This is a genomic window from Nonomuraea indica (genome assembly GCF_002850745.1).
In the GTDB taxonomy this organism is placed as follows: domain Bacteria; phylum Actinomycetota; class Actinomycetes; order Streptosporangiales; family Streptosporangiaceae; genus Nonomuraea; species Nonomuraea indica.
Window position 1 is genome coordinate 347464 of sequence record NZ_KZ559470.1, and the last position, 13244, is coordinate 360707.

Annotated in this window: 12 protein-coding genes; 2 read left to right on the forward strand and 10 right to left on the reverse strand. The window is 71.9% G+C overall.

Annotation, left to right across the window (positions count from 1 at the left end; all coding sequences use genetic code 11):
* Positions 1 to 80: 80 nt before the first annotated feature.
* The 9 genes from CXR44_RS16310 to CXR44_RS16350 all read right to left on the reverse strand — a co-directional run bounded on the left by CXR44_RS16310 (position 81) and on the right by CXR44_RS16350 (position 10264).
* The gene (locus CXR44_RS16310) at positions 81 to 2753 is read right to left on the reverse strand and encodes an exo-rhamnogalacturonan lyase family protein (protein WP_101786875.1); all 2673 of its coding nucleotides are present in this window, start codon (positions 2751 to 2753) and stop codon (positions 81 to 83) included.
* Positions 2750 to 3370: a rhamnogalacturonan acetylesterase gene (locus CXR44_RS16315; protein ID WP_101786876.1), complete on the reverse strand. Its 621-nt coding sequence runs from the start codon at positions 3368 to 3370 to the stop codon at positions 2750 to 2752. Before CXR44_RS16315 ends, CXR44_RS16310 begins: the two co-directional genes overlap by 4 nt.
* Positions 3367 to 4275 carry a carbohydrate ABC transporter permease gene (locus tag CXR44_RS16320; protein ID WP_101786877.1) on the reverse strand — a complete coding sequence of 303 codons (909 nt, stop codon included), beginning with the start codon at positions 4273 to 4275 and terminating at the stop codon, positions 3367 to 3369. The genes CXR44_RS16315 and CXR44_RS16320 overlap by 4 nt, the downstream gene beginning before the upstream one ends.
* A gap of 12 nt (positions 4276 to 4287) precedes the next feature.
* Positions 4288 to 5265, reverse strand: coding sequence for an ABC transporter permease (locus CXR44_RS16325; protein WP_219601826.1), 978 nt, complete (start codon positions 5263 to 5265; stop codon positions 4288 to 4290).
* 59 nt (positions 5266 to 5324) lie between these two features.
* Positions 5325 to 6758 (reverse strand): extracellular solute-binding protein, encoded by a 1434-nt coding sequence (locus CXR44_RS16330; protein WP_219601827.1) that lies wholly within the window; start codon positions 6756 to 6758, stop codon positions 5325 to 5327.
* Between the two features lie 116 nt (positions 6759 to 6874).
* Positions 6875 to 7489, reverse strand: coding sequence for a YesL family protein (locus CXR44_RS16335; protein ID WP_245899202.1), 615 nt, complete (start codon positions 7487 to 7489; stop codon positions 6875 to 6877).
* A gap of 141 nt (positions 7490 to 7630) precedes the next feature.
* Positions 7631 to 8287 carry a DUF1961 family protein gene (locus CXR44_RS16340; protein ID WP_219601828.1) on the reverse strand — a complete coding sequence of 219 codons (657 nt, stop codon included), beginning with the start codon at positions 8285 to 8287 and terminating at the stop codon, positions 7631 to 7633.
* Between the two features lie 11 nt (positions 8288 to 8298).
* Positions 8299 to 9318, reverse strand: a complete 1020-nt coding sequence (locus tag CXR44_RS16345) for a LacI family DNA-binding transcriptional regulator (protein ID WP_101786880.1) — start codon at positions 9316 to 9318, stop codon at positions 8299 to 8301.
* A 352-nt stretch (positions 9319 to 9670) separates the two neighbouring features.
* Positions 9671 to 10264 carry a TetR/AcrR family transcriptional regulator gene (locus tag CXR44_RS16350; RefSeq protein ID WP_101786881.1) on the reverse strand — a complete coding sequence of 198 codons (594 nt, stop codon included), beginning with the start codon at positions 10262 to 10264 and terminating at the stop codon, positions 9671 to 9673.
* 80 nt (positions 10265 to 10344) lie between these two features.
* On the opposite strand from CXR44_RS16350, the gene CXR44_RS16355 reads away from it, so the two are divergent.
* Positions 10345 to 11166: an NAD(P)H-binding protein gene (locus CXR44_RS16355; protein WP_101786882.1), complete on the forward strand. Its 822-nt coding sequence runs from the start codon at positions 10345 to 10347 to the stop codon at positions 11164 to 11166.
* A 172-nt stretch (positions 11167 to 11338) separates the two neighbouring features.
* Here the strand turns inward: CXR44_RS16355 and CXR44_RS16360 are convergent, their stop codons facing one another.
* Positions 11339 to 11992: an acVLRF1 family peptidyl-tRNA hydrolase gene (locus tag CXR44_RS16360; protein WP_180903461.1), complete on the reverse strand. Its 654-nt coding sequence runs from the start codon at positions 11990 to 11992 to the stop codon at positions 11339 to 11341.
* Positions 11993 to 12188: 196 nt separating this feature from the next.
* Between CXR44_RS16360 and CXR44_RS16365 the strand changes: the two genes are divergently transcribed.
* Positions 12189 to 13238, forward strand: a complete 1050-nt coding sequence (locus CXR44_RS16365) for an EAL domain-containing protein (RefSeq protein ID WP_101786883.1) — start codon at positions 12189 to 12191, stop codon at positions 13236 to 13238.
* Positions 13239 to 13244: the final 6 nt, after the last annotated feature.

A 13244-nucleotide genomic window follows, 5' to 3' on the forward strand; every position in this document is an offset into this window, starting at 1 on the left:
GATTTAGGCGCGCGGCGCCGGTCAATCGGGAGTGTGCATACGGATCAGTGTATGGCCCCCTGACGGGGGCCTACCTCTTGTTATTCCTCCGGCAGGTGGTCGCGGACCAGGGCGAGGTTCTGGATGGCGGCCAGGCCGTACTGCGCGGCGTCGTTGGTGGAGACGAACGCGGCCTCCTCCACGGGGGCGAGCACGTGCGGCCCGGCCACCCGGGTCAGCCTCCAGTCGGGCTCGCGCTGCAACTCGTTGCGGTTGAGCTGGTCGTCCTCGTCGAGACGGAACTTCCGCCAGGCCCGGGCGGCGAGCACGGCCGCCTGCCCGGGGTCGGCGCTGCGGGCCGACGCGTAGGCGGCCAGCCGGCTGTGGGCCTGCACCAGGGAGATGCCGCGCAGCGCCTGGCCCACCTCGGCCTCCTGCTCGGCGGCGGGGGCCAGGTAGAGCCGGCAGTAGTCGAGCCAGGCCCGCTCGAAGCCGGGCACGTCCAGCTCCAGCGCGATCAGCTCCGAGCACATCTCGGGCAGCCCGAAGACGGCCGACAGGTGCGAGACCGCGATGGCGTCGCGGGAGGTGTCGAACCGGCCGGTGGCCAGGTCGAGCCGGGCCTCGCCGGTGAGGAAGCCGTGCGGCAGCGCGCCGATCCCGGCCATGGTGCCGAGCAGCCGGTCCCTGGCGCGTTCGTCGCCGTGGCGTTCCCAGCGGGTCAGCCAGGCGGCGGCCAGCGCGCCCCAGTCGGCGCCCAGGCCGACCGACAGGGCCGACGGGTCGGGCGTGTACACGTCGTCGCGCACCTTGCGCAGCGGGTCGACGGCGAGGAACGTCTCCTCCGGCACGGCCAGCTCGTCCAGCAGGTCGCCGGTGCGCTCGTCGGCGGTCAGGAAGTAGAACAAGCGCCGGTAGACGGCGTTGGAGATGCGCAACTGCTTGCAGCTGCACCCCCAGTGCTGGACATTGTGCCTGCTGCCGAGCCCCTTCCAGCGGCCGAGATGGTAGACGTCCACCTCGCCGGTGTGGCGGGTCATCGCCTCGGCGAAGCGGAAGACGTCGTGGCGTCCGGTGCGCAGGTACTGGTACCACAGCCACAGGTCGGGCGACAGCTCGGAGTTGTCCCAGGCGTAGCCGCCCACGTCGTAACGCCAGGTGTGCCGGTCGGCGTCGTAGGTGTGCATGACGTCGCCGTAGTCCCAGAAGCCGTACCAGCGGCGCTGCTCGCGCTCGCGGACGTACAGGTCGAACAGGAAGTCGAGCCGGTCCTCGATCGCGGCGCGGGCCGGGGTGGAGCGGTCGGGCACGTCCCAGTCGCCGAAGACGCCGGCTGCGCGGATGCGCTCGGGCGCCGCGGTCAGCAGGGCGGGGTCGTTCATGGCGGCGGCGTGCGCGGCGAGGTCCGCCGACGGCGGGGTGGCGTCGTGGACGCGCAGGGTCAGCTCGTGCGTGCGGGCCACGCCGTGGGCGTCGCCGAAGCCCGGTTCGTGGTCCTCGTAGCTGATCTCCAGGCCTTCGAGCTGCTCGGCGAAGGTGTCCTGGCCCATGCCGTCGTGCCAGAAGCGCAGGTCCATGGCGGGCGCCGAGGGCGACCACAGCCAGACGGTCGCGGTGGCGAGGTCCGTGGCGGCGCCCCGGACGTCCAGGCGGGTGGGGTGCAGCCGCCAGAAGTCGCGCAGGCCGAAGGCGAGGCCCCCGCTGACGCCGCCGACGTAGCCGTAGCCGGCCGACCGGGTGCCGGCCGGGATCGTCACCCAGGCGTGCCCCTCAGCGGTGCGCTTGCGCAGGACGAAGCCGTCGGCGGAGGTCTGGTCGAGGGTGTAGTCGCTCCAGGTCGGGATGAGGTGCAGCCGCCCGGACACCTCGGGGTTGCCGATCGGGCCGCACGGGCGGCCCTCGACCTGGGCCCGCCGCACCCGCTCGCCGGGGTCGCGGCGCAGGCCGGTCAGCCCGCGCACGGCCTCGGTGAGGAAGCCGCCGTCCGGCCCGGCCAGCCGCACGTGACGGTCGTGCGGCCCGTCGCGCATGATCACGTCGGCGCGCAGGCCGAGCCCGGCCAGGAAGTCGCGCCGCGGGTCGCCGTCCCAGACGAACGAGTGCACGACGCGCACATCCGCCGCTCCGGCGTAGAAGTACAGGCGGACGGTGAAGGGCAGCCGGGCGCCCCGCCCGCCGCCGTTCCGCCTCTCCCCCTGCGTCCCGTCGGCCTTCCGCCGGTCACCGTGGTCGCCGTCGAGGCGGACCACGGCGCGCACCGGGCCGTCCTGCTCGACGGTGACGCGGGTGACCCGGCCGGTGGCCCGCTCGCGCGTGACGGAGCCGTCCTCGTCGGGGGTGGGGCGGTCCTGGTGCAGGCTGACCAGGCGGACGTCCCTGACGATCTCCCGCTCGCCCCCGGCGGCCGGCACGGTGACCGAGCGGGCGAGCGTGTCGCCGCCCTCCTCGATCGTCCAGGTCACCGCGCCCGTGCCGACGTGCAGCGCGCCGCCCTCGCGGGTGACGACGACCGGCCGGGCGGGCTCGGCGGGGGTGTCGCCGGGCCGCAGCTCGTACGTCGCGGACGGGCTCTTCTGCGGGCCGGCGGCGTGCGCCGACCACTTGACGGAGCCGTCCGGCCAGGTGGCGGTCACCCAGCTCTGCACGGGCACCCGCTCGCCCGCCGGGCCGGCCAGCGCGAACGGGGTGCCCGGCAGGACCTCGCCGCGCGGCCACGGAACCCCCCAGGTCACCCCCTGCTCGGCGGGTCGGTCCAGCCAGCGGAGCACGGTCATGCGATCTCCTTCAGTCGCGCGGCGACGATCGCGGCCACCTCGTCGGCGCCGCGGAAGCAGAAGTGGGTGTCGTCGGCCACTCCCTCCGGGTACAGCGGGTGCCGGCCGGGCGGGAGGTGGGTGAACAGCGCCTTCGACCCCTCCGGGCCGAGGCGCTCGTACAGCTCGGTGGTGGCGGCGGTCAGGTCGACGAGCGGCACGCCCTCCTCGGCGGCGAGCGCGCGCACCTGGTCCGGGTGGTCGCCGTGCGTCGGCGCCAGCCGGTTCCCGTCGAAGCGGCGGCGCTGCACCGGCGTGCACAGCACCGGCAGCGCCCCCGCCCCGCGCGCCTCCCTCACGAAGGCGCGCAGGTTCTCCTGGTACGGCAGCCCCGGCTCCTTCTGGTCGTTGTGCCCGAACTGGATCACCACGACGTCGCCCGGCGCCGCCTCCAGCAGCAGCGCGTCCCACAGTCCCTCGGCGCGGTGGCTGGCCGTGGTGGCGCCGCCCTTGGCGAAGTTGCGGACCGGGCCGCCGAGGCGGGCGCCCAGCTGGGCGCCCCACCCCGACATCGGCGCCTCGTGGGCGGGACAGGAGGCGACCGTCGAGTCGCCCGCCAGCAGCGTCGTCCGCGTCACTCCTTCACCGACCCGATCAGCACGCCCTTGGCGAAGTGCTTCTGCAGGAACGGGTAGAAGAACAGGATCGGCAGCGTGGCGATGACGACGACGGCGAACTTCAGGCCCTGCTCCGGCGGCACCCAGGTGCGGTCCATCTGCGCCAGCGCGTTGGCGGCGTCGGTGTTGGTGAGCTGCCGCACCAGGATCTGCAGCGTCCACTTGTTCGGGTCGTTGATGTAGAGCAGCGGCGACATGTAGTCGTTCCAGATCGCCACCGCGTAGAACAGGGAGAACGTCGCGATGATCGGCTTGGACAGCGGCAGGACGATCTTGAAGAAGACGCCCATCTCGTTGGCGCCGTCGATGCGCGCCGCCTCCTCCAGGGCCTGCGGCAGCTCCTGGAAGAAGCTCTTGATGATGATCAGGTAGAACGGGTTGATCGCCAGCGGCAGGATCAGCGCCCAGTAGCTGTCGAGCAGCCCCAGGTCGCGCACCACCAGGTAGGTGGGGATCATGCCGCCGCTGAAGACCAGGGTGAAGATCACCAGGTTGAGCACCAGGGCCCGGCCGGGCAGGTAGCGCTTGGCCAGCGGGTAGGCCATGGTGAAGGTCAGCCCCAGCTGCACCACCGTGCCCACGGCCGTCACGATCACCGTCGTGACCAGCGCGCGGACGAAGGTGTCGGTGGCGAAGATGTACTCGTACGCGTCGGTGACGATCTTCTCCGGCCACAGGAAGAACGGCCGTGAGGAGATCTCCGCCTCACCGGCGAACGATCCGGCCAGGACGTACAGGAGCGGCAGGACCGTGATCAGCGCGAGGCCGATGAGCACGATGACGTTGAGCGTGTCGAACACCCGGCTGCCGAGCGAACCGTTGTTGTCGACCGGCGCCTTGGTCTTGCTCGTCGTGATGGCGGACATGTGCCGGGCTCCTTAGAACAGTCCACGCTGGCCGAGGCGCTTGGCCAGCCAGTTCGAGCCGAAGATCAGGATGACGCCCGCCACGCCCTTGAACAGGCCCACGGCGGTGGAGTAGCTGATGGCGCCCTGGGTGATGCCGGCGTAGTAGACGTAGGTGTCGAACACGTCCGCGACCGAGCGGTTCAGCGAGGTGGTCATCAGCCAGATCTGCTCGAAGCCGGAGTCCAGCAGGTTGCCGGAGGCCAGGATGGCCATGACGACGACGGTCGGGCGGATGGCCGGCAGCGTGACGTGCCAGAGCTGCCGGAAGCGGCCGGCGCCGTCCATCCGGGCGGCCTCGTACAGGTTGGGGTCCACCCCGGCCAGCGCGGCCAGGTAGATGATCGTGCCCCAGCCGGTCTGCTTCCAGAGCTGCTGCAGGATGATGAGCGGCCGGAACCACTCCTCCTGCGCCATGTAGTCGATCTTCGCGGTGTCGCCCGACAGCTCGCGGATCCAGCCGGAGATCAGGCCGAAGTCGGCCGCGAACAGGATGTACGTCAGTGAAGCGACGATCGTCCAGGACAGGAAGTGCGGGATGTAGATGAGCGACTGGACCGAGCGCTTGAGGAGGTTGATCCGCAGCTCGTTCAGCAGCAGCGCGACGATGATCGGCGCGGGGAAGACGAAGACGATGTGCAGCAGCGCCAGGAACAGCGTGTTGAACATCAGCCGCCCGAAGTCCGGACCGGCGAAGAGCTCCTCGAAGTGCTTGAACCCCACCCAGGGGCTGCCCGAGTAGCCGAGGAACGGCAGGAAGTCCTGGAACGCGATCGTCACGCCGTACATCGGCAGGTACTTGAAGATCGCGAAGTACGCGACACCCGGGAGGAGCATCAGGTAGAGCCAGCGGTAGCGCGCCAGCGCACTGCGGATCGGGACCTGGTCCGCCCTCCGCCTCTTCGCCTTGGTGACCGCCTTCTCGGGAGGCGGCGCCAGGTCGGTGGCCACAGCGGCCTCCTTTCGTGTGAGGGGCCCGGGCCCGGCCCGGGCCCCTCCAAGGGCGGGGTCTACTGACCGAGCTTGCCGACGAGGTCGTTGATCTCGGCGGCCACCTGCGTGCCGCCGCTGTCGTACCAGCGCTTGATCTCGGCCTTGAGCTGCTCCTCGGTGAACGTGCCCGACAGGTACTTGATGCGGGCGTCCGGGATGATCGTGTCGAGCTGCGCGCCCTTGGCGACGGCGGTGGGCGCGACCACGGGCAGCGCCACGTTGTGCACGGCCGTCTTGAGGTCCTCGGCCATCAGCTTCTTCTGCAGCGCCACCATGTCCTTGTACGGCTGGCCGGACGGCACGCGCTGGTAGGCGATGCCGCCGATGTCCACGGTGCCCTTGGTGCTGAGCTGGATGAAGGCGTCGTCCACGTTGTCCTGGATGGTCTTGACGGCGGGGTCGTCCTCGTTGATCAGCGCGGCGGTGTCGCCGTTCTCGACCTTGAAGTTGCGGCCCTCGATGCCGTTGGTCACCAGGACCTGGCCTTCCTTCATGGCCAGCTTGTCCAGGGTCTTCAGCACGTTGTCGAGGTCGGCCTCGGTCCGCACGCTCTGCTTGGAGATGGCCAGGACGTCGGCGTAGCCGGTGAACGGGTAGGAGAACTTCTGGCCGTCCGAGCGCTTGAGGTTGCCGACCATGGCGACCTTGTCGCCGTAGGTCTCCTTGTCGTCCTCGTAGAACAGGTCCAGGACCTGCCGCGAGCGGATGTTGACGTCGATGATCATGCCGCCCTTGTTCTGGTGGAACGGCTCGTTCCACTTGGCGGCGTCCAGGGTGGCGAAGTCGGGGTTGACCATGCCCCCGTCCACCATCTTCTTCAGCCAGCGGTTGGCCTCGAGGAACTCGGGGGTGTCGAAGCCCGGCACGATCTTGCCGTCACGCTCGCCCCAGCCGTTCGGCGCGCCGAACCAGGTCTCGATCACGTCGTACGGGCTGGCGCTGGCGTAGTTGCCCGGCCACTTCGGGATGATGAGGCCGTAGGTGTCCTTCTTGCCGTTGCCGTCCGGGTCCTTCTCGGTGAACGCCTTGGCGATCTCGTACAGGTCGTCGACGGTCTCCGGCTCCTGCAGGCCGACCTTCTTCAGCCAGTCCTTGCGGATGACGATGGCCGAGCGCAGCAGGGGCCGCATCCGGTAGAGGCCGTAGATCTTGCCGTTGACGGAGGAGTTGAGCGCCGTCCGCGCGTCCGCCGGCTTCAGGTTCGGGTACTTGTCGATCTTGCCGGTCAGGTCCCAGAACGCACCGGCCTGGGCCGACTTGACGAACGCCGGGAGCTTGGGGTCCACGACCATGACCTGCGGCAGGTTGTCCGAGGCGAGCGTGACGTTGAGCTTGTCGGTGTACTCGGCGTTCGGCACCCAGGTGATCTGGAGCTTCTTGCCGAGGAACTTCTCCACCGCCTGGTGCATCTCGCCCTTGGGGTCGGGCGCGGTGCCGAACAGCTTGGACATGATCGTCAGCGTGTTCGGATCGGAGGCGGGCGCGTCGCCGCCACCGGAACAGGCCGAGGCGAGAAGAGCGGCCGTTAGCGTTACCACACCGGCGGTGAGCCGGCGACGGGATGCGCTCATGAGATCCCTTTCGAGTGCAGACGCGCCTCGTTCTCCTGGAAGAAGCGCAGGCAGAGCCAGGTGTTGACATAGATCCAGGCGCCGATGCTGATCACCGCCGCGAGGACGGGCATCGCCGTGGTGGCGTAGGCGATGCCGCTGAGGACGAGGAGCTGGAGCACGGACGCGGCCGGCCGGGTGATCGCGAACAGCGACGCCTTGGGCAGGTAGGCCCGCAGGGGCAGGTCGTAGTGCGCGTAGATGGGCCCGAGGTAGGAGCCCACCAGCACCAGCGCGGCCAGGGCGACGAGCGTCGCGGTCCGCAGCGCTCCCGTGCCGGGGCCCAGGGCGCTCAGGTAGAGGTGGTTTCCGACCAGGACGACGGCGAGCACCGCCATGGGCAGGACCAGCAGACTGCCACGGACGAACTCCCGCCGGTAGACGACCCAGAACTCCGTCCATGCCTGAATCGATTCACCGCGAGCGTGCCGTCTGGCTAGGGTGTAGGCCGCCACGGTGGCGGGCCCGAGCCCGAGGACCACGCCACCGGCGAGGGTGAACGTGAGCCACAGCAGGTTCAGGCGAGCCGCCCAGGCCACCTCGGTACAGGCGGCCTGGACCTTCATTGACATGGAGTGATGGAACATCCGGCAGCACTTTCTCGTGGCGTGTGCGCGGACACGGGGGTGGGGGCGTTGCGCCGTGGTTCCCGTCCCGTTACGGACGGATGAACGACTGGTTGGAGGCGAACGTAGTGTTGAATCGACTCAGAGTCAATGATGCGAAACGCGGAGATTTGCATAATCCCCGATCAACGGGGCCATCTGCCTGAAACCGATCTTGCCGCCGCGCAGCGCAGGGCCGCCGACGGTGCCGTCGTCCGTCCAGCGGAATGAGACCAAATCGTTGACCCGGAACGTGATCTCCGTGCCTCTGACGTCGAGCCTCATCGCGTACGGACCCTCCGCGTCGAGCACGGCGGGCAGCGGGTCCGGCCCCTGGGCGACCAGGTGGAACCCATGGCTCTTGCGCAGGTTGCAGGTGTGCAGCCGGCGCTCCGACGGCCACATGCGCCGGTAGTAGGACACGTGGTAGGCGTCGATGTCGCCGCTGTGATACTGCTCGTACGGCCCCTCCCGCGGGGCCAGCGCGGGGTCGAGGACGTCCTCGCCTCCCCGGCCGCGGGCATGGAAGAACATGATGGCCAGCCCCGGCTCCCTGACCGGCCAGAAGTCCCACTCGATGCGCACGTCCGCCGGGAAGTCGACAGGGCACCACAGCACCAGGTTGGCCGCCTGCCCGTCGGCCGGCGGCCGGACGCTCTCCAGCCGCATCCGGCCCTGCGGGAACGACACCGTCCCCGGGCCCTCCATCCGGAACCCCGCCAGGTCCTCCGGACCGGCGAGCCGGTTGCGGTAGATCTCGGTCACGTCGTGCTCCTTCACTCGCGCCTGCGCAGCGCGCTCGACTCCCGGACCACCAGGTCCGGCTGGAAGATGACCTGCCGGTGCCGGTGCTGCTCGGGCGCGGTCACCTCCTCCAGCAGCAGGTCGACGGCCGTACGGCCGAGCAGCTCGCGGGGCTGCCGTACGGACGAGAGGGGCACCGCCGCCGCGGCGGCGAAGTCGATGTCGTCGTAGCCGACGATCGCCATGTCGTCCGGCACCCGCAGCCCCCGTGCGGCCATGGCCTGCAGGAACCCGAGCGCTATCAGGTCGTTGGCGCAGAAGGCGGCGGTCGGCCGTCTCTTCGCCGGCAGCCCGGCCACGCGTTCGCCCGCGGCGCGGCCGCCGGCGACGCTCAGCGCGGGCAGCACGTGGCTGACCAGCTCGACGTCGCCGCCCGTCTCGGCCACGGCGTTCATGATGCCGGCGTGCCGGTCGGCCACCTGTTTGATCGACGGCGGTCCGCCGACGTAGGTGATGCGGCGATGCCCCCGCTCGATCAGGTGGGATCCGGCCAGGTGCCCGCCGAGCCGGTCGTCGACCGCGACCGAACACTGCAGCCCGGTGGCGGCGCTGTCGACCAGCACCACGGGGGTGCCGCGGGCGGCCAGCTCGGCCAGCCGGGGGCTGCCCGCGTCGACCGGGGTGATCAGTATGCCCATGACGCGCTGCTGTTCGAGCTGGTCGAGGTGGCGGCGCTCACGACGGGGATCGGCGGCGCTGTTGCACAGCACCACCATCGTGTCGTGCTCGTCGGCCAGCGCCTCCGCGCCCTGGGCGACGTCGGCGAAGAACGGGTTGGCCACGTCGAGCACGACCAGACCGACCGTCCGGCTGCGGCCCACCCGCAGGTGGCGGGCCACCTCGTTGCGGACGAACCCCAGCTCGCGGATCGCCTTGAACACACGCTCGCGCGTGGCCGGGGAGACGATCTCGGGCCTGTTGAGGACGTTGCTCACGGTGCCCACAGAGACTCGCGCCAGCTGCGCGACCTCCTTGATGCTGCTGGTCGCCATCGAACCTCACGAGGCCTTGCTGCCGGGAACCCGGCCATCATAGCGACAGGACAGCGGTTTTTGAATCGACTCAAACCCCCAATCTCACAGCGCCCCCTCGACCCTTTGAAGCGGGGACGCCCGGCGCACCGATCCGACGCCCTCATGCCTCGCGGTCCCGCGGACGGTGGCACGCACAAGAAGGCGCGCCTGAGGGGACGGATGTTCAGGAGACGGGTCCCGGTGGGGCGTCCGATTGCGAGCGCCGGAAGGCGGGCGTAGAAGAGCGGGCGTCCGACGCGGGAGCCGTACGGCGGGGGGTAAGAGGCGGGCGCCGGAAGGGGGGTCGGAGGGCGGGATCCGAGGGCGGGGGTCAGAGGGTGGGTGGGGGCGGGGTGAAGGGGGCGGCGGCTTCGGTGCGGAACCCGTCGAGCATCAGCCGCAGGAAGCGTCCCGGGTCGGCGGCGACGCGCGAGGGGAGGTCGCCGGGGTGGCAGGTGAAGAGTTCGAGCAGCGCCACGACGTCCTCGGTGCCCACGCCCGCGCGCAGGGTCCCGTCGTCCCGGGTCCGCTCCACCAGCCGGTCGAGCAGCTCGTACCACTCGCGGCGCTTCCGCGCGAACCCGGCGTCACCGCGGAAGGCGTCCTCCGGCAGCCCGGCCAGCGCGGTGGCGAGCGCGCCGCGGCCCTCCTCCGCCGCCCACAGCACGAACGCGCGCAGACCGCTCCAGGCGTCGGGCGCACGCTCCGCCGCCCTTCGCAGCGCCTCGGTCAGGGACTCGACGTAGTGTTCCCCGATGGCCGCGATCAGCGACTCGCGGTCGGGGAAACGGCGGTAGAGCGTGCCGACCCCCACCCCCGCGCGGCGGGCGATGAGCTTCATGGGCGCGCCGACGCCCTGTTCGGCCACCACCTCGGCCGCGGCGATCACGATCTTGTCGAGGTTCCGTTGGGCATCCGCGCGCACGTGGGCTCCGAAGTGGACTACAAGGTTCCGCTTACTGTAGCGTGCGCAACCGGAATCAAAGGTTCCACTTAGGAGGCATCGTGATAGTCGTGACCGGCGCCACCGGCACCATCGGCAGAGCGCTGATCGGCAGTCTCGGGGGCGAGGACGTGGTGGCCGTGGTCCGCCGCCCCGCCGACCTCGGCTGCCGGTACGTGCTCGGCGACTTCGACCGGCCCGAGACGATCGCGCGGGTCCTGTCGCCGGGAGACCGGCTGTTCCTCAACAGCTCCCTGTGGCCCGGCTTCACCGGCGCCCACCGCGCGGTGATCGACGCCGCTCGGGAGGCCGGGGTGGCGCACGTGGTGACGGTGTCGGTCCGCGGCGCCGCGCCCGGCGCGCCGCTCGGCGGCGGCATGCACGGCGACGTGGACGCCCACCTGCGGGCCTCCGGCCTGCCCTGGTCGGTGCTGCAGCCGGTGGGGTTCATGCAGAACCTGCTCGCGGAGGTCCGCGACGGGCACTTCCACGGCTCGTACGGTCCCGGCCCGGTGGGCTACATCGACGCCAGGGACGTCGCTGCCGTGGCCGCCGCCCTGCTGACCCGCCCCGTAGCGGAGGCCGGCGGCGACCACGTGCTCACCGGCCCGGACGCCCGCACGCACGAGGAGATCGCCGCCGCGATCAGCGCCGTCCTGCGCCGTCCGGTGGCGTACGTGGACCTGCCGGTGCCGGCGATGGCCGCGCACCTGGCCGGCCAGGGCATGCCCGCGGACGCCGCGCACCGCCTCGCAGCCCTCATGGCCGAGGTCGGCGACGGCCGTTGGGCGACCACCACGACGACGGTCGAGGACATCACCGGCCGGCCGCCCCGGTCCCTCACCCGCTTCCTCGCCGAGCACGCCACCGCCTTCCTCCCCTGAGCCCGGCCCGCGGCCCGGCAGCCCCGCGGACGGCCGCGCCCTCGAACCGCCAGGCCCCCGAACCGGCCGGGCCCCCGGACCGCCAGCCCCCCCGGACCGCCAGCCCCCCCGAACCGCCAGGCCCTCGACCCGCCAGGCCCTCGAACCGCCAGGCCCTCGAACCGCCGGATTCTCAGAGCGGGTCCACCACGCGGATCCTGACCGCGCGGAACAGCTCCGGCGTGTCGCGCAGCACCGCCAGCTTGGGGTCGGGGACCGTCAGGAACGGCTCCGCCTCCAGCGCCAGGAGCGGCGTCAGCCGCCGGTCGGCGCGCAGGGCGTCCACGGCCCGGCGGTCGCCGCCGAGCACCACCGCGTCCAGGTCGGCGAGGTGCGGCGTCAGGACGCGCAGCGCCGTCTCGGCCGCCGTGTCGAGGGCCTGGTCCGCCTGGTTGCGGCGCCTCCTGGCGAAGCGCTGCTGCGACCAGCCGCCGGCGGCGGTGCGCCCCTGGACCAGACGGGAGCCCACCTTGGAGGCCACCAGCACGCCACCGTGGAACACCCCGGCCGCGTAGCCGCCCAGCCGGACGAGGATCACGCCGACCCGGCGTTCGGCCCGCGCGTGCGCGACGAGCCGGGACACGTGCGGCGGGCCGGCCGGCATGGGCGGAAAGGGGGCGTGCAGCTCGGCGAGCGCGCCGTCGGCCGCGGCCAGGCGGACGACCCGCTCGTCGCCGGACGCCTCGAACGGACCGTGCCGGTCGGCGAAGCCGTCGATCCACGCGTGCACGCGCTCCGGCGGCACCGACACCCACCGGCCGCCGCCCTTCGCCGGTCGCGCGCTCATGCCGGAAGGCTAGCCCACCCGGCTCCCTCCAGCGGTCGCGCGCTCATGCCCGAGGGCCGGCCGACCCCGGCGCCTCCGCCTCCGGCGGCACCGGGCCGTGGCCGCCCTCGCGCCGGCCGGGAACCGGAGGGGAACTGTCGGTGAACATCCCCTCGGGGGGCTTCTACGGCGGCGACCTGGGCCGCATCATCCCCTCGTGACCTCTCCCGGCCCCCTCCCCGGACCGATCGTGGACCTCGACACGGGCACCGCCATCGCGCGTCCGGCGGCGGTGGACGCGTCCGGCCTCCTGCCCGGCGGGCCGCTGCCGCTCGTGCTGGACCTGCCGTTCACCGTCGTGGCGCGCGGCGCGGGCGCGCTGGTGCCGTTGCACGAGGCGCTGCGGAGATCGGGCCGGCATCCCCGCGAGACGATGTTGCTGCTCACCGGCCCCTGCGGGAACGCGGAGCGGCCGGTGACCCAGGTGACGCTCGACGGGCTGCGCACCCTCGGCTACCTGCTGGGGTTCGGGGACGCCGGGCTGGAGAGCGTACCGCTCGACATGATCGCGGAGGCCTCGCCGTACCTGCTGGCCCTGTCCCCCGCGGTGATGGCGCGTGTGCCGCGCGACCACCGGGCGGTCGCGGTGGTGCGGGCGCTGGTGGAGCTGGCACGCGGCATCGGCGCGCACGTGCTCGCGCCGGGGATCGAGGAGCAGGCGCAGCTCGCCGCGGTGCGCGCCTGGGGAGTGCGGCTCGCGCACGGGCCGCTGCTCGCGCCGGGCCCCGACGGACGGGTACGGGTGCCGCTCCCGGCGCCGGCGGAGGCGGCGGTGGCCGCGGCGGTGGCGGCGGGGCAGGAGCTGGGCCCGCGTGTGCAGGAGATGCTGCTGCCCGCGGTGACGCTGCCGGCCGAGGCGAAGGCGGAGGACGTGGTGGCGGCGTTCGGCGACGAACCGTCGATCACCAGCGTGATCCTGGTGGACGAGTTCCAGCGGCCGCAGGGCAGCCTGGACCGCGGCAGGTTCCTGCTGTCGATCGCCGCCCGGTACGGCCACGCGCTGCACGCCACCAAGCCGGCGCGGCGGCTGGCCGACCCGCCGCGCACGGTGCCGAAGAGCACGCCCGCGGTGGCCGCCATGCGGGCGGCCGGTCAGGACGCGGCCCGCGTCTACGACGACCTGGTGGTCACCGATGAGCTGAATCGCTGCATGGGCATCGTGCGGGTCTCCGACCTGATCCGCCAGGTGACCGCGGCCAACGGCTGAAGATCC